General features: G+C 59.0%; 25 protein-coding genes. 13 read left to right on the top strand and 12 right to left on the bottom strand.

All coding sequences use genetic code 11. From position 1 onward, the window contains the following. The first annotated feature begins 15 nt into the window (after positions 1–15). Both BLU18_RS12340 and BLU18_RS12335 read left to right on the top strand, forming a co-directional pair. Complete coding sequence (locus tag BLU18_RS12340; protein WP_092635350.1) at positions 16–450, top strand: TRAM domain-containing protein; 435 nt, start codon at positions 16–18, stop codon at positions 448–450. A gap of 155 nt (positions 451–605) precedes the next feature. After that, entirely contained in the window at positions 606–878 is a 273-nt protein-coding gene (locus tag BLU18_RS12335; protein ID WP_092635495.1) for a hypothetical protein, read from the top strand. A gap of 82 nt (positions 879–960) precedes the next feature. Here the strand turns inward: BLU18_RS12335 and BLU18_RS12330 are convergent, their stop codons facing one another. Both BLU18_RS12330 and BLU18_RS12325 read right to left on the bottom strand, forming a co-directional pair. Next, a complete protein-coding gene (locus tag BLU18_RS12330; protein ID WP_092635493.1) occupies positions 961–1,656 on the bottom strand; it encodes a hypothetical protein in 696 nt (231 codons plus the stop codon). Next, positions 1,653–2,327 (bottom strand): helix-turn-helix domain-containing protein, encoded by a 675-nt coding sequence (locus BLU18_RS12325; RefSeq protein ID WP_092635491.1) that lies wholly within the window; start codon positions 2,325–2,327, stop codon positions 1,653–1,655. Before BLU18_RS12325 ends, BLU18_RS12330 begins: the two co-directional genes overlap by 4 nt. 406 nt (positions 2,328–2,733) lie before the next feature. Between BLU18_RS12325 and BLU18_RS12320 the strand changes: the two genes are divergently transcribed. Further along, complete coding sequence (locus tag BLU18_RS12320) at positions 2,734–3,552, top strand: ParA family protein (protein WP_092635489.1); 819 nt, start codon at positions 2,734–2,736, stop codon at positions 3,550–3,552. Beyond that, a complete protein-coding gene (locus tag BLU18_RS12315; protein ID WP_092635487.1) occupies positions 3,549–3,956 on the top strand; it encodes a DUF8160 family protein in 408 nt (135 codons plus the stop codon). Before BLU18_RS12320 ends, BLU18_RS12315 begins: the two co-directional genes overlap by 4 nt. 227 nt (positions 3,957–4,183) lie before the next feature. Here BLU18_RS12315 and BLU18_RS12310 read toward each other — a convergent pair whose 3' ends face one another. From BLU18_RS12310 to BLU18_RS12300, 3 genes are all read right to left on the bottom strand, one after another. Next, positions 4,184–5,302 carry a hypothetical protein gene (locus tag BLU18_RS12310; RefSeq protein ID WP_092635485.1) on the bottom strand — a complete coding sequence of 373 codons (1,119 nt, stop codon included), beginning with the start codon at positions 5,300–5,302 and terminating at the stop codon, positions 4,184–4,186. After that, a complete protein-coding gene (locus BLU18_RS12305) occupies positions 5,299–6,384 on the bottom strand; it encodes a hypothetical protein (RefSeq protein WP_092635483.1) in 1,086 nt (361 codons plus the stop codon). The genes BLU18_RS12310 and BLU18_RS12305 overlap by 4 nt, the downstream gene beginning before the upstream one ends. Positions 6,385–6,481: 97 nt before the next feature. Then, positions 6,482–7,003, bottom strand: a complete 522-nt coding sequence (locus tag BLU18_RS12300; RefSeq protein WP_092635481.1) for a hypothetical protein — start codon at positions 7,001–7,003, stop codon at positions 6,482–6,484. 374 nt (positions 7,004–7,377) lie between these two features. Here BLU18_RS12300 and BLU18_RS12295 point away from each other — a divergent pair, with 374 nt between their 5' ends. Next, the gene (locus tag BLU18_RS12295; protein ID WP_092635508.1) at positions 7,378–8,613 is read left to right on the top strand and encodes a phage integrase SAM-like domain-containing protein; all 1,236 of its coding nucleotides are present in this window, start codon (positions 7,378–7,380) and stop codon (positions 8,611–8,613) included. Between the two features lie 32 nt (positions 8,614–8,645). Here BLU18_RS12295 and BLU18_RS12290 read toward each other — a convergent pair whose 3' ends face one another. The 3 genes from BLU18_RS12290 to BLU18_RS12280 are packed head-to-tail and all read right to left on the bottom strand — an operon-like array spanning position 8,646 to position 11,467. After that, complete coding sequence (locus tag BLU18_RS12290; protein ID WP_092635479.1) at positions 8,646–9,299, bottom strand: FmdE family protein; 654 nt, start codon at positions 9,297–9,299, stop codon at positions 8,646–8,648. Positions 9,300–9,327: 28 nt separating this feature from the next. Continuing rightward, complete coding sequence (locus BLU18_RS12285) at positions 9,328–11,247, bottom strand: heavy metal translocating P-type ATPase (RefSeq protein WP_092635478.1); 1,920 nt, start codon at positions 11,245–11,247, stop codon at positions 9,328–9,330. A 4-nt stretch (positions 11,248–11,251) separates the two neighbouring features. Continuing rightward, on the bottom strand, positions 11,252–11,467 hold the full coding sequence (locus BLU18_RS12280; protein ID WP_006183492.1) for a heavy-metal-associated domain-containing protein: 216 nt from the start codon (positions 11,465–11,467) through the stop codon (positions 11,252–11,254). A 182-nt stretch (positions 11,468–11,649) separates the two neighbouring features. On the opposite strand from BLU18_RS12280, the gene BLU18_RS12275 reads away from it, so the two are divergent. After that, positions 11,650–12,174, top strand: a complete 525-nt coding sequence (locus BLU18_RS12275) for an ArsR/SmtB family transcription factor (RefSeq protein WP_092635477.1) — start codon at positions 11,650–11,652, stop codon at positions 12,172–12,174. A gap of 20 nt (positions 12,175–12,194) precedes the next feature. Here the strand turns inward: BLU18_RS12275 and BLU18_RS12270 are convergent, their stop codons facing one another. After that, entirely contained in the window at positions 12,195–12,851 is a 657-nt protein-coding gene (locus BLU18_RS12270; protein WP_015299307.1) for a hypothetical protein, read from the bottom strand. Positions 12,852–12,877: 26 nt separating this feature from the next. Beyond that, a complete protein-coding gene (locus tag BLU18_RS12265; RefSeq protein ID WP_066419111.1) occupies positions 12,878–13,249 on the bottom strand; it encodes an SHOCT domain-containing protein in 372 nt (123 codons plus the stop codon). A 182-nt stretch (positions 13,250–13,431) separates the two neighbouring features. On the opposite strand from BLU18_RS12265, the gene BLU18_RS12260 reads away from it, so the two are divergent. Both BLU18_RS12260 and BLU18_RS12255 read left to right on the top strand, forming a co-directional pair. Then, a complete protein-coding gene (locus BLU18_RS12260; RefSeq protein ID WP_092635476.1) occupies positions 13,432–14,817 on the top strand; it encodes a permease in 1,386 nt (461 codons plus the stop codon). A gap of 155 nt (positions 14,818–14,972) precedes the next feature. Continuing rightward, complete coding sequence (locus BLU18_RS12255) at positions 14,973–15,422, top strand: universal stress protein (protein WP_008364394.1); 450 nt, start codon at positions 14,973–14,975, stop codon at positions 15,420–15,422. Between the two features lie 14 nt (positions 15,423–15,436). On the opposite strand, the gene BLU18_RS12250 is transcribed toward BLU18_RS12255, so the two are convergent. Together BLU18_RS12250 and BLU18_RS12245 are read right to left on the bottom strand one after the other, a co-directional pair. Continuing rightward, a complete protein-coding gene (locus BLU18_RS12250) occupies positions 15,437–15,832 on the bottom strand; it encodes an SHOCT domain-containing protein (RefSeq protein ID WP_092635475.1) in 396 nt (131 codons plus the stop codon). Between the two features lie 28 nt (positions 15,833–15,860). After that, positions 15,861–16,421, bottom strand: coding sequence for a DoxX family protein (locus tag BLU18_RS12245; protein WP_092635474.1), 561 nt, complete (start codon positions 16,419–16,421; stop codon positions 15,861–15,863). 114 nt (positions 16,422–16,535) lie between these two features. On the opposite strand from BLU18_RS12245, the gene BLU18_RS12240 reads away from it, so the two are divergent. The 5 genes from BLU18_RS12240 (at position 16,536) to BLU18_RS12220 (ending at position 20,456) form a co-directional block, all read left to right on the top strand. After that, positions 16,536–16,886 carry an ArsR/SmtB family transcription factor gene (locus BLU18_RS12240; RefSeq protein ID WP_004594585.1) on the top strand — a complete coding sequence of 117 codons (351 nt, stop codon included), beginning with the start codon at positions 16,536–16,538 and terminating at the stop codon, positions 16,884–16,886. Between the two features lie 3 nt (positions 16,887–16,889). Beyond that, complete coding sequence (locus BLU18_RS12235; RefSeq protein ID WP_004594584.1) at positions 16,890–17,165, top strand: DUF7521 family protein; 276 nt, start codon at positions 16,890–16,892, stop codon at positions 17,163–17,165. A gap of 137 nt (positions 17,166–17,302) precedes the next feature. Beyond that, a complete protein-coding gene (locus BLU18_RS12230; RefSeq protein WP_004594583.1) occupies positions 17,303–17,698 on the top strand; it encodes a hypothetical protein in 396 nt (131 codons plus the stop codon). A 146-nt stretch (positions 17,699–17,844) separates the two neighbouring features. Then, on the top strand, positions 17,845–18,042 hold the full coding sequence (locus tag BLU18_RS12225) for a heavy-metal-associated domain-containing protein (protein ID WP_004594582.1): 198 nt from the start codon (positions 17,845–17,847) through the stop codon (positions 18,040–18,042). Between the two features lie 131 nt (positions 18,043–18,173). Continuing rightward, positions 18,174–20,456 (top strand): copper-translocating P-type ATPase, encoded by a 2,283-nt coding sequence (locus BLU18_RS12220; RefSeq protein WP_092635473.1) that lies wholly within the window; start codon positions 18,174–18,176, stop codon positions 20,454–20,456. Positions 20,457–20,681 lie beyond the last annotated feature (225 nt).

The following is a 20,681-nucleotide window of genomic DNA, read 5'->3' as shown; positions in this document are numbered from 1 at the left end:
AGCACTAGAAACTCAATGGTCGAAATTCCCAACTCCCTTCGCTCTCTGTTCAGTGCTCCAATTAAAGAGCAGGATGGGACGTACATAGTGGAGGTCCCATCGAGCGAAATCGACTTTGAAGCGTTGTCAGCTGACGAAACGTATCGCGTAGCGATTCTGGAATCTCCTGTCTCGACGGAGTCGTCAGTACAACAGGAGTCACAGAGAGCACCTTCTCGTGAGACTGCGAGCCATTCTTCCTCAGGACCTCCCGTGGAGGAAGGCGAAGTACGTGATGTGACCATCGAGACAGTCGGCGATCAGGGCGACGGTATCGCAAAAGTCGAACGTGGCTACGTCGTGATCGTTGCCGGCGCTCAACCTGGCGACGAGCCAACCGTCGAAATTGAACAAGTTCAGGAGAATGTCGCGTTTGCGAGCATTGTCGATAGCAATCCACGAGCTTTCTAACTGCTGTTCTTTCTGTGGATCAATCTCCTTCTCTGTAAACCATCGGTGTGAGAAGGCTCCGTTCGAGTTTGTCTGATGGAGGTGGTTCTGAAAGTCACGTTCGCCCTCTCCGTTCGTTCACGATGTCACAACCTTCCAAAGCCAAAATTCAATCTATGACAAAGGAACCGATTGAGGTACTCGACGACTTGGCCGACCAGGTCGCCGATGAGTTCGAGGCGTATAGACAGCCGGACGAATTCAAGGATGTCTCGCTCGTGATCGAGAACAGCGACGAGGAACATCCGACGCTGATCGTCCACGTCGATAGGGAGGATGCGGAGTCCTTAGCCGACCGTATTGATGAGTTCCTCCGCGAGCACGGTGCTCGTACTGAACGGGAACGACACTCAGCTACGGATGTCCGTGTGTTAGCGACGGTCGACTGACACCGCCCCTCCAATTTTTTACTGACTGTAAACACCGCTGAAGGACCCTATTTCATTTCCGATCAAGGGGGTCCCGACCGCTTCAGCTCAGGTGGTTAATCTGTACAGACAGATACTCTTGGAGAGCGGTGACCGTTTCTTCTGAGACTGCTGAGGCCCCGAAGTCACTCCGAAATCCGTGTTTGAGTTCGTCACTCTCCAAGATCTCCAGACCACGCTCAAGCTGTTCCCGAAGCGCATCGTCGTCCCCTCGCCGCAGGTGGGGCGTGACGGCGTCGAGGTCGATCTCTTCTGCAACCGCCAGGACATCCCGGAGATCGGTTTCACGCCCACTGTGGAGCTTTGCCGCGACGAGGACTGCCCCATCGATGACTCTAGCCGTCGTCGTTACTGTGCCTCCGCTCACCTCCTGTTGGTGGCTGTGGTCGTACAGGTAGTCGAACGACCACTGTGCCTCCGTCTGGCGACACCCGAGGCCGTTCACCAACAGATCGAAGCCGATCGGCTGTTGCGGCGTGAGCCGTTTTTCGTACTCGATCACTTCGGTGTCGTAGAACCACTCTTTGGCGTGGCTGTCCGTTTCCTCCAAGTCCCGCCGCTCAAGGAACTCGACGAAGTCAGCCTTGGAGTCCGGCGCGACGACGATATCGAGGTCCGTGGAGAAGCGAGCATTGAACGCTGAGACAGCGTACCCGCCGACGAGAACGTACTCGTGGCCCTCTTGGGTGAGTTCCTCGAGCAGTTCGATGAGTGCGTCGCTTCGGTTGGTGAAGCTCATGGCTGTGCCCGTTCTGTCTCTCGATACGTGACGCCGAGGTCGAGGTCCTCGTACATCCGGTCGAGCATCGCGAGCGCCGACTGGAACTGGGCGTAATTCTCGCGCATATACTCGATTGTCTCGGCTCTCGGGATCACCGGGTATCCCTCGACGTATTCGATGTCGAGTGAGGGGCGTGGCTCGAGGACGACCTGTAGCGGTCCGTCCAGCTCGTCTCGGGGCTGTCGCTCAACTGCGGTCGGGATGTCGAACGACTCGAAAAACGCCTCCCAAGCGTCGACGTCCTCCTCACGGACGGCCAGAAACAGTGGATAGTCGTTGGGCTCGCGACCGACTTGGTAGCCGCCCTGGGTCCACACGTAGACGGCGTCGATCCGTGTGAATGCGAACGGCCAGTCACCGAACTGCGGGATGACGTAGGCCTCCTCGATGGATGGTGGACTGACGCCGGCGCTGGCAGCGACGAGCTCTCGTGCTGCGTCTCTCACGCGCTCGTCGACGACTGAGAGGCCGTCGTCATAGCGGACGTAGCCTGCGTCTTCGAGTCGGTTGACGGCCTGTCTCACCGTCTCGTACGGAGTGTGGAGGTGTTGGGCGACACGACGGATGGAGTCACCACTCTCGATAGCGAGGATGACCTGCGCCGCGGTGTCGTCGAGCACCTCGTACATCTGGTGGTTACCAATAATCCGGTAACAGTTAAAAGTCTTACTCGAATGTCCATGAAGCCACTATCTCTCCATACTCTCGAAGGTAGTCCTGATTCCCGCTGAAAACACGTGGAACGACTATAACGAATTCAACGAACAAAACGAACTGAACGAGAAAAACGAATGTATTGAACGCATTCTGAGGAACGAACTGGCGCCCTCTACTAGATGAACAAAACGAGGGGAACGAACGTAACGAACAGAACGAATGAGTTGATGGCAACGAGTGTGTTTACTTCCACGAGCGAAACGAACAGTTGGTTTTAACATCGTAGTAATCCTCTCACCGAGTGAAACACCCTCACCGAACGCACCGAACTAAACGACCAAAACGAACGAAACGAACACAACGAGAGAAACGAAGATAATGACCGACACCAATACTGCACGAATCACGGTGGCGAATCAGAAGGGCGGCGCAGGGAAGACTACCGACGTCATTCATACTGGCGGCGCACTCGCTGCCCGAGGCCACGACGTCCTCCTGGTCGATATCGACTACCACGGGGGGCTCACCTGCTCGCTTGGCTACAACGATCTGTACTACGATACCGACCGCATAACGCTGTTCGACGTCCTCGACTTCGACCAAATGGAGTCGGTGAACGACATCATCGTCGAGCACGAGGAATTCGACATCCTCCCCGCGAGCGAGAAGCTCGCAAACAACAAGAACATCCAGACGTTGCTTGAGGCGCCGAAGAGTCGCGAGCGGCTGGAGATGACTCTCGACGAGCTTGACAAGGACTACGACTACATCATTGTCGACACGCCGCCATCCCTGAACGTCCTCACCGACAACGCCCTCGTCGCGACCGGTAACGTCGTCATCCCCGTCATTCCCGAGAAGCTCAACGCCAACAGCCTCCAGATTTTCGCAAAGCAGCTGAGCTCTCTCGAACAGGCGTACGGAGACATCAATCGGCTCGCGATTGTCTGTAACCGTGTCGAGCAGAACGCTGAGCACCGCGATACCATCGAGGAGATCAAGTCGGCGTACTCCCTCCCAGTGTTCGAGATCCCGAAGCGGACCGACCTCTCTCAGTCGATTGGTGAGGGTGTGTCCGTCTTCGGCTTCGGCAAGGAGAACCAGCGCGTCGAGGATGCACGCGACCTGTTCAACGAGATCGCCGACCTGTTCGACGAGACGTTTGAAAAGACCGCACCTGAGGAGGTGGAAGCATGACCGACGGCTGGGGCGATGCTTCCGGCATCGAGGGCAACTACGAAGAGGAGGACGAGGAGGCTGATTCCAGCGAAACGAGCGAGGTGAGTGAACCGGTGGAAACCAGTTCATCGACCGAAACGACCGAATCGACTTCAACGAGTGAAACGAACGAAACGAGCAAAACGAAGACGAACATCAAGGACGAGTGGAATGGGCGGACGATCTACATTCCCGACGATGTCCTCGACGAGATGGAGGACACCTACCTCGAGTCCCAGCTGAAGCTCCGCAAGGCGGGCCAGGACGAGTTCAAGAAGAACCGCCACTTCTACCCACTACTCGTCCAGTTCGGTATTGAGGCGCTCTCTGAGGCGGATTCTGAGGAAATTCAGGCTCGGCTTTCGGAACTCGGCGACGAATGACCTCGCGCAGAGCGAGGCCCGACAGTAGTTGAGACTGACTGTCTCACTGCACACGGTTCCGATTGGCTCTGCCGGTATCTGATTTATTAGAAACTGATTGAGGTGGAACCGCTGTTAGATAGAGATGCATATTCAGCACCCTGGCTGATGACGAACCCTGTGAGATGGTGTACGACGAGCCCGCCTACCGATACATCGACGAGTAACCCTCCTTTGATATCGCCGGTTTAGAACGCTCCGTAACTCCCAAGATCCGTCTCCGGATCAAACTCATCTCGGGTCTTATCATACGCCAGCTGTCCGACCTGAACCCTGCCAATGTTATCGAAATACTTCGGCTTCACAGCGTTCTCCGCATGATCCGGGCCACGAGTCCCTGAATACATGATCCTGAAATCACTGTCATCAGACCGGAGATCATCATCCTCATCAGAGAAAACCCCTGTCTTCAAAGCCATATCCAGCAGTCTATCCACTTCCGATGATACAACCTGTTTCCGTCGCTCACCACTGCACTGGATTTGAAGGCCTTTATCGAATAACTCGTAGAAAGTGTCGTGGGCGAACTCGGATTTGTGTTCGTCGTCGAACTCAAACTTCTCCTTGACAACCTGGTATACGAGTTGCTGAAGAGGGAACACCGGATGAGTGCCGACCGTGTACTTCAACGGGTCCTCACGACGCATGTAATCCAGTTGCTCGGAGAAGGCTGAGCGGAGATCGGCATGGACGAATGAACCGTTCTCGTGCATCATCCACTTATCCTCGACATCGGCAGACCACACAGCGTAGGTATCAGCGTCACAGTTCCGGCCAAGTACTGAGAAATCCATCTCCACGGTATCATCAGTCCGGGTCAACGTCACATACTGGAACGACAGATCATCATTCTCAATACCCAGCTGCGATTTCAGGACATCTCTGTTGTCCCGTGATTCGAACACTCTCCGTGCTTCGTTCACGTTTTCAACCCAGTCCTTCCGGCTCTCACCGCCGATCTCGCAGCAAACCACGCAGAAATACGCTCCGTTGTACTCCGGTTTTACCAATAGGACATCCGCCGGATTCTCAGCTACGGCTTGCAGAGGATCCACACCGACATACCGGAACCCGCTTTCAGAACGTCCTGCGCCCTCCCGAGGATGGAAACAGGCAGCTGCTGCCTTCACCAGTTTCAAATGCTCTTCCGCCTCGTTGAACCGGGTCTGCAACCGGCGTTCCACCGTATCTTCGTCGAAATCGTCGAGGTTATCGTCAAAATCCTCTTCGAACCGTTCCTGATTCCTGGAGCTTAGATCTTCCAGATATCCGTCATCGAACGTCCAGGGATCCTCGGGATCTTTCATACAACTTCGACTGCCTCAGGATCTGCCTCGATGTGATCGTCAACGAAATTGTAGATACGGAACGACTGATCGATCCCAGTATCTTCCCGTGGATAGACTCTTATTGCGTCTTCCTTTGTCCGGACAGCGGTTTTCCCGTAGTTATTCTTATCCATCAGTTCGGCGTCGAACCCTCGTGAATCGAGGTAAGAGTCGAAATGGACGACGCTGAACTCGAGGTTGCTTGCCTCTACGTTACCCTCGAAGTGACGGATATCGTCCTTCGCAGGCCTGTCATCCAGTTGAATGGCCCAAGGCTTGCTGTACGGCAGGGAAACGTCTTCAAGGAATCCTGTTCCGTTTTCATCGTAGTCCGAAGTGTTGATGATCTGTTTGACGAATCGAAGCCGCTTCGTCGACTGATCGATCAAGGATGCTATGTTGTCAACGCCGCCGTCGATAGCGGTGAACACGCCGTCCTGAGTGATCTGGAATTTGAAGTTGCCGGGTACCTCGAACTGGATGTTGGTAGGGAGGACACCGTACCGGCTTTTCATGTGCCGGTAGGTCTCTAACCCGTCATCCGCCCAGTACCGCATCGTCCGGTCGTATTCAGGCCTCTTTTTGGCCGGGATGTCGGTGTGTATGGAGCGTTTGGCGGTGAACTGTGGGATGATCAGGTCTCGGTGTTCGTCCACCATTTGCTGGCGGAGACGTTCCATCTCTCGTTTCCCGACCCACATCCGGCTCATCGCCCTGTCTTTCTTCAGGTACTCGACCAGGGTGTCAGGGATTTCGTCGGTCTTGTTCGCTGCGGTGAAGAAAATCGGGAACTCGTTGTCCTCCAGGTGTACGTAGTACGGGATGCGTTCGTCGGAGGCCCACAAGAGGAGCAGGTCGTCGCTCTGGTTGACGAGTTTGAAGTGGTTGCTAAGCCGGTCGATGAAGGTTGCCCGGTCGTGGTCGGAGACCGAGCCGATCAAACTGAGTTTGTTGTCCAGTTTCCCAAGATCGACCTCTGAGTTGATGTAGGAGATGAAGTCAGCTCTGGAGGAGAAGTCGCGGTCGATCGCGTCGAGGAAATCCGCTTCTGTACTGGCCATTAGAGACTCTCAGTTGTCTGCGTACCTCGGAAGTTATACCCAAGGAGCAAAAAGCATTTGTTTCGAGGATATGACTGGTTCCCGGCTTTCTCCGGTGTTAGAGAATGGATTTGGCGTTTTCCAGTGTATCGACGAGTGAGGAACGGTCGTCTTCCAGGTCCGAAATCTTGTCCCGGAGTTCTTTCTGGTCGGCGGTCATCGGTTCCTCATCTGTGCGGATGGATTCGATGATGGCTTTCTGGGTTAGCAGGCCTGAGTAGTAGGAGACGATATCGTCCACCTCGTCCTGGGAAAGGATGCCGAGGTTGCCGGCGTTGGATGTGTAGATCTGGGTGGGCAGGGTGCCCGCCGGTGGAAGTTCTGAGGGGTCAAGTTCCGGACTTTCACCGTTGTCGTCAGGGGGTACTGCGGATTCTGAGGAGTTGACTGCTTTGATGACTTGGTCGAGGTCCTGTTCTTCGAGTTCGGATATCAGTGAGCGACGTAGCTTGATTTTTTGTTGTCTTCGCCGGTATAGGTAGACGCCAAAACTGGCTGCGATTGTGACGAGGAAGCCGAGCCAAGTGCCGAGGCTTACATCGGTGATAGTGGACCAGATATCGGCTTGCAGCAGATACACAAGTGTTACCGTTGTTTTTGCTCTCTGTATTTACCAGTTCCTCCACTTGTCTTTTAAAAACAGATTGGTAAACACACTGTTATGAAGGCCTTGTCAGGGAGACTTCTATCTGTACAGGCCCGAGATTTTGTATAGCGATATATGATATACAAATTCCTGTAGTGCGGAATTCCGACGCTAAGAGACTCTAGACCTCCGAATTCTCCCGATGGCTCAATTACAACAAGTGGTCCTGATTATGCTCGTAATCACGACCACTTTGAAGTACCCCGCCGCCGTCGGTGAAGCACGAATGCTGCAACCGCCTCACGACGGCGCTTCCCCCAGGGTAGAGGCACCGAGACCGGGCCCGCAGGACGGTGGAGGGCCGGTGGATGCCTAATCGAGCGCTTTCCACGCCGCTCGACGACAGCTTCGAGCGCTACCTCCAGGACAAAGGGAAAGGCCGCGGTGGGGACGGTGGGAACTATCGACGAAACGCTGCACGCGAGCTCGAGCGGTTCGCCGAGTGGGCCGCCGGCGACCGCGGCGACGACGACTGGACCGGGATCGTCCCCGACGACGTCGACCGGGAGCCCACCTTCAACGATCTCGACGAACGCGTGTTTCGGGAGTACGCTCGGCATCTCGGGGGAGATCGGGGACTCAAGCAGAACACAGTACAAACCTATTACCGCTATATCTCTGCGTGGTGCGGGTGGTGTGTCAACGAGGGATATCTCGAAGCGCATTACGCTCAGCGGGCGAGTGCGATGGCGCCGCTGCCGGAAGACGACGGCCGCAAGCCCGGCGACCAGCAGGCCTGGACGTCCGAACAGCGCCACGCCCTCACCCGCCACGTCGACGAACGGGCCCGCGACGCCGTCGAGGCGTACACGACACTCCCGGAGGATACTGACCCCCTCGACAAGCAGCGAGCGCGCTACGCGGCGCTGAAGGCGGCTCGTAACCGAGCTCTGGTGTTCGTTCTCGCGTACACAGGTGTCCGGGTCGGGGAACTCCTACGAGACCCGAATGACCCACGCCGGCGCGGCGTTCGCTGGGAGGACTTTTCCCTCGACGACGGGAGTATGGACGTCTACCGGAAGAAACAGCAGTGGGACGCCGCGAGTCTTCCCGATCCGGTGATTTCTCCGTTGCGGAGCTACCGTCAGCTGGTGGACCCGCCGACGGACCGCTGGCCGGTGTTTCCGACGTTCGACCAACGGACGCTCGCAGAGCTCGTCCGGGAAGAGCTAGCCGAACGAGGGGAACACCCAGAAGTAATCGACGAGCGACGTGAGGCACACGCCCGGGACCTCTTGCTGGCGCTCGATGAGAATATTCGGCCGCCGTCGATCACGACGGACGGCGCACGGTCGATTCTCCAACGACTCTCGGAGGCCGCGGAGATCGACATCGACCATCCGAAACACGATTATCTTGCTCCGCACGGTGGCCGTCGTGGCATGGGCGAGGTTCTGGTCCGGGCATTCGGATATACTGTGGCGGCCCGATATCTCGATAATTCTGAGGAGATGGTTCGTGAGCGGTACTCGCATATCGAGGCTGGTGAGTTAGGTGATGTCGCTACTGAGGCCCTCGAGGAGATCGATAGTGTACCGCAGTAACTTATTTCGAGTGAGAGGGGTAGACCGTCGCGTCAAACCGCTTTGACAGTGAACAGCGAGTCGTCACTGAGGACGACCTGTATCCGGCGGTGCCAGGCGTCAGTGAAAGCCTCTCGTTGCTGTTCAGTTGCCGATTCGTCGAGAATCCCTTGGAGGTTCCCGATTGCGGGTCCACCGTCAGGAACGTCGCTGACGTGGTAGGTCACTTCGACGGTCTCGTCCGTGTCGGTTCGCCGGAACCGGAACGTCGGCTCTGCCGTGTCCGGGTCGAACGCGTCGAAGACGAGGAGGTCGCGGCGGCCGCCGTAGCCGCCGGCGAGCCCGCTGAATCCGTCGTCTTCGGTCGCGCCAGTAACGTACGAGATGATGCGGCTCATCACGCCATACGCAGCATCGTCCTGCGGGCCGGCCGCCTGCACCTCGATTTCGCTCCGAACTGGATAGTCGTCGGGATACAGGGCGTCGAGCCCCAACTGGACGATCCGGTAGGCGCCCGAGGCAGTCGGACAGGAATGTCCCGCCTCTTTCACCGCGTCTCTATAGGTGATGACGAACGGGTCACCCGGTTCGAGAACGCCGAGGGCCTCCGCGACAGGGTCGCGAATTTCGATCGGATCGACGTCGTAGTCTACCTTCCAATTGGTTCTAGTCTGGGTCTCGGCGGTCGCAGTCGAGTTTGATGTCATGAGTGGTGGTGATGATCGTATCTAGTGGTCAGTGGCGAAGCAGTCGCATCCCGTTGAGGATGACCGCGAGGACGCTGGCCTCGTGGACCAACATTCCCGCGGCGAGGGTGACGTAGCTGGTGAGCACGCCCGCGAGCAGGACGGTCACGGTCAGCACTGCGAGCCCGACGTTCTCGAGGACGTTCCAGCGCGTCGCCTTGCTGAGTTTGACCGCGTAGGGGATGCGGTCGAGGTCGTCGGCCATCAACGCCATGTCTGCCGTTTCGATGGCGGTGTCCGTCCCGGCGGCACCCATCGCGATGCCAACGTCGGCGGTCGCCAGCGACGGCGCGTCGTTGATACCGTCGCCGACCATCGCGACCACGTGGCCGTCGGCTTGGTAGGCCTCGATGACTGTCTGCTTGTCCTCGGGGAGGAGTTCGGCGCGGTACTCGTCGATGCCGACCTCCTCGGCGACGGCGGCGGCCGTCCGCTCATTGTCGCCGGTGAGCATCACCGTCTCGATGCCGACGTCCTGAAGCGCCGTGACGACCCCAGGAGCTGCCTTCCGGAGCTCGTCCCGCAGCGCGATTGCGCCGATGATGTCCCCGTCCCGGACGACGTGGACGACAGTTTCGCCGCGCTCCTCACGCTCGCGGACGTAGTCGGCGATCCGACTGGGGACGTTAATGTCGCGGTCCTCCAGCAGTGCGCGATTGCCGACAACAACTTCGGTGCCCTCGGTATGGGCGATAACGCCCTTACCAGCGACCACGTCGAAATCGTCCGGACCGGGAATCGACTGAAGGCTGGCGTCCGTCTCGTCCGCCTGGGCGACCGCCGCCCCACCGTCCGTCGCAGCAGTCGGGCGCTCGCGGGCTGCGTCAACGATGGCGTCAGCGAGGTGGTGTTCGCTCTTCTTCTCGGCGGTTGCCGCGAGCGAGAGGACTTCGTCATCGGCGACGCCGAATCCCTCGACGTCGGCGACGGTGGTTTCGCCCTTCGTGAGGGTGCCGGTCTTGTCGAAGGCGACGAGGTCGATCTTGCCGGCGCGTTCGAGGTGTTCGCCGCCCTTCATCAGCACGCCCGATCGGGCGGCGTTGCCGATGGCCGAGACGATGCTGACTGGCGGCCCGATCACCAGCGCGCCCGGACAGCCGATGACCAACAGCGTCAACGACAGGATCGCGTTCTGCGTGACTGCATATGCGCCGATGGCCAGCACGATGACGGCCGGCGTGTAGTACTTCGCGAACCGGTCGATGAGACTCTCCGTGGGCGACTGGGCCTCTTGGGCCTCCTCGACGCGACGGATGATACGTTCGAGCGTCGTGTCCGAGCCCGCACCCGTCGTCCGGATTTCTAGCGCGCCCTCCTGGTTGACCGTCCCGGCGTAGACTTCGTCGCCGTCGGCCTTGTGGACGGGGGCGCTCTCGCCGGTGACCGGCGCCTGGTTGACGGCGCTTTCGCCGTCGACGACCTCGCCATCGACCGGAATCTTCCCGCCCGGCCTCACGACGACGACCTCGCCCTCTTCGACTTCCCGGGCGGGAACCTCTTGGAGTTCCCCGTCGCGACGGACGGTCGCCGTGTCGGGCGTCATCTCCAGGAGCTCCTGGAGGGCCGTCCGGGTCTTCCGCATGGTCCGGCCCTCGAGGTAGCTGCCGAGGCTGAACAGGAAGACGACGGCGGCAGCCTCCCAGTACTCCCCGATGACGATGGCCCCGATAGCGGCCAGCGTCACCAGCGTCTTGATGCCGAGTGTCCGGTTCGTGACCTCGTGGTAGGCGGTCTTGGCGATGTCGTAGCCACCCACGATCGTCGCGAGGACGAGGATGGCGGCGCTTGCCATCTCGAAACTCGTGAGGTAGCCCAGACTCCAGCCACCGCCGTACAGCAGGCCGCTCGTCGCCGTGACGATGGCCTTCCGGTGTTTCCGGTAGTACTGCATGATCGATTGAATATTCATGGTGTTAGGCTGGTTGGGGCGTGTACCCCTGGTTTTCGATGGTCTGTGCGAAGGCGTCGGGATCAGCGACGCTGTCGTCATATTCGATCTCGACGCGGCCGGTCGCGTAGTGAACCTCGACGTGCTGGACACCGTCGACGTTCGATAGGGCGCGTTCGACGGTGCTCGCACAGGTCGGGCAGTCGAAGTCGAGGACGCGGAACTGGGTTGTGTCGCTCATTACAGTTTGAGGTAGTGCCCGTACCCCAATAAGTATTTTTTAGATGATATGTTTGAATACAGATATAGGTGATTGGAACAGTCAAACGGGTTGTCTAGGGCTTTCGGTATCGCGGACCCAGCGACCTGAGTTCTAAGCAGCGTCCCGCTAGCTTTTCCCGCCTGCTCATACTCAGTTCTCGTATGAGTAGTTCCGGTACCGACCACCGGCTTGAGGACATCGCGGTGCGAGACACCCGGGTTTCGGACGCCATCGACGAACCGATGCGGGCGATGATCCTCGATATCCTCTCCGCGGAGGCGCTGACCGCAACTGAGGTCCACGGCCGTTTGGAGGACCGCGGCGTCGACCGCACGGAGAACACGGTTCGTCATCACATCAACGAGTTACGGGATGCCGGTCTCGTCGACGTCGTCCGCTTCGAGGAAGGGCGCGGTGGGACGACGAAGTACTACCACGCGAATACGATCGTCCTCTCGTACTCGCTGCCAGAGTCAGCTGATGACGCTGTTGAGGAGATGATCGAGGCCGTTCAACCCCAGATCAGGGACTCACTCGATACTCTCACAGAAGACCACGACGACGCGATAGCGGAGATCGTCGCAGATATGCAGCCGTGTGAGCACTGTCAGACCCAGAAGTACGAAACCTACGTGCTCCTGACTGTCCTCCGCCGGGCGTTCGTTCGTGCGCACCGAGATTCTTGAGCTTGCGCCCTGTACCGCTGTCAAGGCCTCACTTCACCGTGTGTTTTAGTTATCCGGCGATATCCCTCATACACAGCTGGCAATCCGAGGGGAAGTGCGAAGACTCCGAACCCGAGTAGGATGTATCCGGCTACGTGCCGGCGTCGCACAGCTAGAACTGTCGCGGCGACGCCGACGAACGCAATCAGATAGGCAAGATTACTCCAGAGCACGTTGTACGAGGAGCAGTATAGCCAGCAGACGACCGTGTAGGAGGGAGCGTTCCAGGTCGGCGGATGAAGCTTCGGCCAGAAAAACCGGCAGTATGTCGTCCAGCTGAGCATCGCGAGCGCCGGAAGTCCAGCAAGCCACATCGGTGTTCCGAACGGCATCCAGTCTCCGAATCGTCTATAGCCAGCGAGGAACAGCGCGGGAAAGCCGATAATCCACAGCCAGATACCGATAGTGTAGGTCACCGGCCAGTGTTCGATCCGGGGCTGTGCAATCGGTAATCGTAGAGACTCGGGCAGCGTCGCCCACGGGAACGAGGGATCGGGAACGGGATTCGTGAGGAACGCGACCAGACAGAGTCCAGTCCCGATGAGGAGCCCGTATAACCCCACCGTCGTGTATCGGTCAAGCCACGCTGGAAGTTGCGGACGGGGAGACTGTTGACGGTGGTCGGGGTAGCCGGTCATCCTTCAGATTTGATGTCTCGTCGTAATCAGGTATCTCGTTCGAGTGCTTCGCGTCGCTGTTCGTATTCCTCGTCAGTCAGCTCCCCGCGAGCGTAGGCAAGCCGAAGCTCTTCGAGTGCCTGGTCCGAATCACTCGCAGCTCCCGTAACTGCGCGATAGATGAGGTACCCACCACCGACGAGGGCAGCGAGGAACAGCAGCTGCATCACGATGCCGACGATGAACATCCAGCCAGGCATCGTCCCGTCGCCCCACATGTGACCGCCCCACATCCCGCCCATCATCGGACCAAACCCCATCATCCCGAAGCCCATGAAGAACAACGGGACGATGAAGACGGCACCGATGATAACGAGGAGGAGCGTAACAAGTCGCGTATCGTCTGAATTTGTCGGCATATTGTGATCCCTCCCTGAGTTGGGGTTCTCAGATTATACTACGCACTAACTATTCAATGCGGTTGTGCCTTTGACCTACGTGTTCCACCCGCCACAATTTTTTTGAATACCTACTCACCACGGCTCTGACCCGAACTATCTGAAGGAAAACTACAATAGATGATCCCTTCGAACTGATACCTATGGTAGCGACGATGATTGGTGGCATCTCCGAAGCTCTACGTATCGGAGTGGGCTTCCTCTGGACGGCAGCGTGGGCGATCATCATGGGCCTCACGATCACGAGCCTCGTCCAAGTCTACGTCTCCAAGGAGCGGATGGCGCAGGTCCTCGGCGATGGCGATCTGAGCGGGCTCACCAAGGCGACTGCGTTCGGCGCGGCCAGTAGTGGCTGTAGTTTCGGCGCCGTCGCCATCGGGAAGGGGTTGTTCAAGAAGGGGGCGCACGCGGTGAACTTCCTCGCGTTCATGTTCGCGTCGACGAACCTCATCGTCGAACTCGGGTTGATGATCCTGATTCTGCTCGGCTGGGAGTTCCTAGTCGCAGAGTTACTCGGCGGACTCATTCTCATCGCCGTGATGGCCGTCATCGTTCACCTCACGCTCCCGGAGAACCTCTTCGATGAGGTGCGAGAGACGCTCAACGAGCGCGATTACGAGGCGGGCGTCACCGAGGATCCAACCTGCGGGATGGAAGGCAAAGACGAGTACACGCTTACGACTGACGGCGGTGAGACGCTCAAGTTCTGCTCGCAGGGGTGTATGGAGACTTACCGCCAGGAGATGTCGAGTCGCGGTGGGTGGCGTGACGAGTTGCTGTCGTGGGGTGGCTGGTACAAAGTCGGGAACCAGTACCGCAAGGAGTGGTCGATGATCTGGAAGGACGTCATCGCCGGCTTCCTCATTTCGGGGTTCGTCATCGTGTTCGTCCCCCAGTGGGTGTGGAACACCCTGTTCATCCAGGGCGACGGGCTACTTGTGACTGCCGAGAACGCGATTATGGGCGTCGCCATCGCCGTTATCAGCTTCGTCGGCAGCATGGGTAACGTCCCGTTCGCCGTCGCGCTGTGGGGCGGTGGCGTCAGCTTCGCCGGGATCATCGCGTTCGTCTACGCTGACCTCATCACGATTCCCGTGCTGAACGTCTACCGGAAGTACTACGGCTGGAAGATCATGCTGTACATCCTCGGCGTCTTTTTCGTGACGATGGCGTTCACCGGCTTCCTCATGGAGCTGCTGTTCGACGCGCTGGGAATCGTTCCGGATCTGGCGGGCGGTGAGACGGCGACGGAGCAGACGTACTTCAAACTCAACTACACGTTCTATCTCAACCTCATCGCGTTCGCGCTCTCCGGGTTCCTGCTGTATGTTTATCGTCGCGGTCTCGGTGCGCCCGGCCAGTACCGCGACCCCGTCTGTGGGATGCGGACTGACGACAGCGAGCCATCGGCGGCGCACGACGGCGAGACGTACTACTTCTGCTCGCAGACCTGCAAGGAGACCTTCGGGGAAAACCCGGACGAATACGCCACCGGGCATCCGATGGTGATGGAGGGACACGACCACTGACGGACAGCTCGTTGATGGTTCACAGTCTCGATTGAGTACGTCAGTCGTGCTTGGACACATCCGCTGACGCGGCCATACTGAACACGCTACCGTGACTCTTGAGCAGAGAGAATTGGAAGCCGAATTTATGTTACCCGCCTTTGAATTCTGACTGAATGTACGACCGAATTCTCCTGTCGACCGATGGAACTGTTGCGTCTGAAGATGCTGAAACGCATGCACTCGAGCTCGCAGCCGCTCACAACGCAGTCCTCCATGTGCTCTACGTCGTTGACGAGGATGTCGTAACTGCGTACAGCGGGGACGAGTACGTCGACGAAGCCGAAGGTCCCGAACACGGCCTCGAAGAACACGGCGAGGAGACGCTTTCCGAACTCCGACGTCGAGCCGCAGAAACCGATGTCGATGTCGAGACGGCAATGCAACATGGCCGCCCCGCTGAGACCATCGTGGACCACGCAGACGACTGTGACGCCGATCTCCTCGTGCTCGGTACCAAACGCCGGCCCGACGAATATCGTGCGTTGCTCGGAAGTGTCACCGACCGCGTCCTTCGGCTGACGACGCGTCCGGCAACCGTCGTGAAAACAGAAGTCAGCGAGTAGGAAACGACCGTCCGTTACCGTCCATCATCTGGTGTGAGACGGGCGCGACGGCGGTCAAACTCCTCGCCGTCGATCTCGCCACGGGCGTACCGCTTTTGGAGGACGGCGAGTGCGCTATCCTCAGCGGGGCCGTTCGATTGCGACCGCGTTCCCAGCCAGTAGATGAAACCGAGGGGGACGGCGATGAGGAGTGCCATCCACAGGAGCCCGAACAGCATCATCCCCCAGCCCCAGCTACCCCATCCGGCCATGTGGCCGTCGTTCCACATCCCGTCGTGCCACCCCCACATCATTGCATCTGGGACAGTCGCGTGTGTTAGCGCCATTCCGGCGACGACGGCCAGAGCCAGCGCTCCGACGACGATGAGTCCCAGAGAACGAATCCCGCGTGCTTGAATTGGATTTTGCATTGGTGTACTCCCAACGGTCTCGGCGTGGTTAGCCGAGGATGTATTCGAGGGCTGGGTAGCGCTCGACGAGCGTCTCGCCGTCGATGTCGTAGTTCTCGATGTACTGGTCGAGTCCGAGGATGCGGCCCGCGGCGAACGCGGCGACCGCGAGGAACACGAGCATGTACGCGAAGTCCCCGTTGATGAACCCGTGGCCCATGTCCCAGTTGCCGAAGTAGAACATGAGCATCATGAGCGCGCCGAAGAACGCCGCGAGGCGGACGAACGCGCCGACGAGCAGGCCCAGTCCGATGAACAGCTCGCCCCACGGGACAGCGACGTTGGCGAATTCGACGAACCACGGCGTCGAGCCCATCCACGCGAACAGGCCCGCGAGCGGGTTCCCGTTGGTCGCCGCGACGTTCGACAGGTAGCCGCCAGCGCCGAACTCGCCGGTGATCTTCGTGAACCCAGAGTACGCGAACGCGTACCCCATCATGAGACGGAGCGCGAGCACGAACCACGCACTGAGACTGTGAACTTTCCCGCCGACGGTCAGGCCGCCGACTCTGCTCTCGAGCTGGTTCATGCCGGAGTCAAGTGTGGACATAGTTATTGCACCTTCAACTATCAGTACGGAGGCAGAGACGATATAGTAGCGAGCCGGCGTTCTGAGTCAGAAAATCGGCGGGCTATATTACGCTCCTGTCGCGAGTAGAGACGTGTGACCGAGGAGTCCGACCCGTCGGAAATCTTCGCTACACTCAACGACGAGTACGCTCGCGACATCCTCGTGGCGACGAAGACCGACCGACTGTCTGCGAAGGAACTCAGCGAGGAATGTGACATGTCACGCCCGACCGTCTCACGCCGTGTCACCCGCCTCGTCGAGCAGGGCCTCCTCGAGGAGTATACGCACGTCGACCCCGGGGGACGACACTACAGCGAGTATGAGGCGCGCCTCGAACGCATCGAAATCCTCCTGCAGGCGGAGGGCTTCGACGTCAACATCGACATCCGGCCTGACCCCGCCGACCGGATTACGACCATCTTCGAGGAAATGCGGGGAGACTGAATCATGGACCACACGCTATTCGTCATCGGCAAACTGTTCACGACCGCGTTAGCACTGGTCATCGCATATCAGGCCTATCGCGGGTACCAACGACATCACACGCAGTTACTCCTGTACGTCGCCGCCGGCTTCGCATTGGTCGGGCTTGGCGGCCTCCTTGAAGGCGTCCTCTTCGAACTCCTCCAGGTGTCGATCTTCGAAGCAGGATTCGTCGCAGCACTCGTCACCGCAGCCGGGATGCTGTCTATCCTCTACGCCCTGTATGCCCCGAATCCATAAGGATTCAGGACGCCCATTCGACAAGCGGCCTCTGCGCGTCGTGCCCGGTTCGAAGCCGCTACTGTTCGGACTCCCCTCGTTCTCGATAGTGTAGCGTCGCAGTGGGAGTTATATCCATATCGGTCGTACCATATCGTATGATTCGAACACTCGTCGGTGTCCTCGGCGCTATCTCAGCGCTGTTCCCGGACGAAATCGTCGAGCTCTTCGAGAAACTCGCGATTTCGAATCCAGACGAGGGAACAGTGAGAGGGTGGATACGTCCAGCAGTCCGGTCGGAGGGTGTTCTGATAGCTGCGCTTTCACTCTTTAACGGGCGAGCATACGCGTTGCTGATGAATCTTACCGGCGTGTTCGGCGCGATAGTCCTCTTATTTCCCGACCTGTATCAGAGATTTGCCACCGCGTTCCTGTACGAGCGTCCAGAGTCGATAGAATGGAACGAGCGATTCCGCTTGGGCATTCGGGCTATCGGCGCACTCTATGTCTTTTTAGCGGCGAAGACGTACAGGGAGCGTCACAACGATACTTGAGCCTTCTCGCTATTGACACCTGGCGCATCCGATGTCTAGTTCGTTACGGCCGCAGGTATCGCTTTGAATCTAAAGTTTGAGCCCCACGATATCAGTATGATCGAAGGGGAAATCCGCTAAAGAGAGGAGGCCGTGTGTATCCCTGTATGACGACGACGATCATCGTGGAAGGCATGACGTGCGGTCACTGTGAGCAGACGGTCGAAGAGGCCCTCGAAGAGGTATCCGGCGTGACTGACGTGACCGTCGACAGGGAGAGCGAACAGGCGAGCGTCGATGGTGAGGCAAATGTCACAGCTCTCGTGGAGGCCGTCGAAGACGCCGGGTACACCGCTTACGCCTGAGAATCGCGCGGACCACTCCGAGACAACGGCCAACCGTTGTCTTTGAAGCTTCGCTACGCTGGTCCTGCTGTACAGTTCAGTGGGGAAGATTCAGGGGGCCAGCGGATCCACCTCTACAGAGAATATGGGCTATGGACGACCACAAAGATACAAATGAGAATCTCCCTGGAGGGGAACACCAGCAGGACGACAGCAGTCACCAGCACGAACACGGCGAGCAGGATGAATCGGACGCCGAGTCGGACGAGCAGCGGGTAGAACAGGACCTACTGGAAGAAGAGGCACACCCTGCTGCGGAGAGTGAGACAGTGCTCGACGAGCAGCACGAGCACGCTGGACACGAGGGCGAAGGACACGACCACGGTTCCCATGAGGGCCACGGTGAGGGGCATGGCGGGATGCACAAGGGCCACGAGCAGATGTTCCGCCGGCGCTTCTTCGTCTCGACGCTCCTGTCGATCCCAGTCCTGCTATACAGCGAAATGCTGCAGGAGTGGCTCGGGTTCTCCGTCCCCGCGTTCCCGGGCAGCGAGTGGATCAACCCCGTCTTCGCGGTCATCGTCTTCGCGTACGGTGGGATGCCGTTCCTCCAGATGGCGGTACCGGAGCTGAAAGATCGGTCGCCGGGGATGATGACGCTCATCTCGATGGCGATCACCGTCGCGTTCGTCTACAGCCTCGCGAGCGTGGTCTTCCCGACGCAGTCGGCGTTCTTCTGGGAACTCGTCACCCTGATCGACATTATGCTGCTGGGGCACTGGATCGAGATGCGGTCGGTGCGACGGGCCTCGAGTGCGGTCGACGAACTGGCGAAGCTGATGCCGGACACCGCCGAGCGGATTACCGACGGCGGCGACACTGAGGAGGTCCCGGTGAGTGAACTCTCCGAGGGCGACCTCGTACTCGTCCGGCCGGGTGCGAGTGTCCCTGCTGACGGCGTCGTCGAAGAGGGAGACTCCGACGTCAACGAGTCCATGATCACGGGCGAATCGAAACCGGTCTCGAAAGACCCCGGCGACGAGGTCATCGGTGGGACGATCAACGGCGACGGCAGCCTCCGCGTGCGCGTCGGTGCGACGGGCGAGGAGACGACGCTCGCGGGAATCATGCGCCTCGTCGAGGAAGCCCAGCAGAGCAAATCCAAGACACAGGTACTGGCCGACAGAGCGGCAGGCTGGCTGTTCTACGTCGCCCTCGCGGCGGCAGTCGTGACAGCAATCGCGTGGACGCTCGCGGTCTCATTCGACGCAACGGTCATCGAGCGCGTCGTCACAGTGCTCGTCATCGCCTGCCCGCACGCACTCGGGCTCGCCATCCCCCTAGTGGTCGCAATCAATACGTCATTGGCGGCTCGCAACGGGATGCTGGTCCGGGACCGTATCGCGATGGAGGAGGCGCGGAACCTGGACGCCATCATCTTCGACAAGACGGGGACGCTCACCGAAGGCGAACACGGCGTCGTCGACATGGCGACCGTCGAGGGCGTGGAAGAGGACGACGCTCTTGCGCTGGCAGCAGCCGTCGAAAGCGACTCCGAACACATGATCGCGCGAGCCATACGCGAGGCCGGCGACGAGCAGGACCTCACCGCACCTGACGCGACCGACTTCGAGGCGATCAAAGGCCGGGGCGTCCGTGCGAACGTCGACGGAAATGAGGTGTACGTCGGCGGGCCAAACCTGTTAACCCAACTCGATAGCGAGATACCCGACCATCTCCGCCGCTTCGCTGACGAGGCGGGACAGAACGCTCAGACGGTGGTATACCTTGTTCGTGAAGGCGAGCTGATTGCCGCGTTCGCGATGGCTGACGTAATCCGTGAGGAGAGTTTCCGTGTCGTCGATACCCTCCACGATCTGGGCATCGAGGTGGCGATGTTGACTGGGGACTCCCAGGATGTCGCCAACGCTGTCGCCGACGAACTGGGCATCGACACGGTGTTCGCGGAGGTCCTCCCCGAAGACAAGGACGAGAAAGTTCAGGAGCTTCAGGACCAGGGCAAGCTCGTCGGGATGGTCGGCGACGGGGTGAACGACGCGCCGGCGCTGACGCGGGCCGACGTCGGTATCGCGATCGGGAGCGGCACCGACGTCGCCGTCCAGTCGGCCGACGTCATCCTCGTCCAGAACAACCCGATGGACGTCGTTCGGCTCGTGAAACTCAGTAAGGCGAGCTACCGGAAGATGCAGGAGAACATCGTCTGGGCGGCCGGCTACAACGTGTTCGCAATTCCGCTCGCAGCAGGCGTCTTGGCACCGATCGGGATTCTGCTCTCCCCCGCTGTGGGTGCGCTCCTGATGTCGTTGAGTACAGTAATCGTCGCGATCAACGCTCAGCTGCTCCGCCGCGTGGACCTGTCCATCCCCGAGCTTCCAAGCGGGACACCAGCGACTGACGCACAACCTGCAGACTGAAACGCTCCCGATCGCTTCGGAGCTTCTTTCAATTGAGTTCGGTTGATGGACAGCAAATGGCGACACTGCGTGATTTCGGTGGGTATCGCTATGCAGTCACCGATTCCACAGTTTTCCCGAGGGATACGTAGTTTGGTATACACAGACGCTTCCTCTGATGGGCTACATTGTTGCACCAGCACTAGGTTTATACCGCTTGACGGACTTCTTTCCAACATGAGCCTC

Origin of the sequence: Haloplanus vescus (genome assembly GCF_900107665.1) — an archaeon.
GTDB lineage: Archaea > Halobacteriota > Halobacteria > Halobacteriales > Haloferacaceae > Haloplanus > Haloplanus vescus.
Note: the sequence above shows the minus strand (reverse complement) of the source record. Positions and strands in the feature narration are given on the sequence as shown.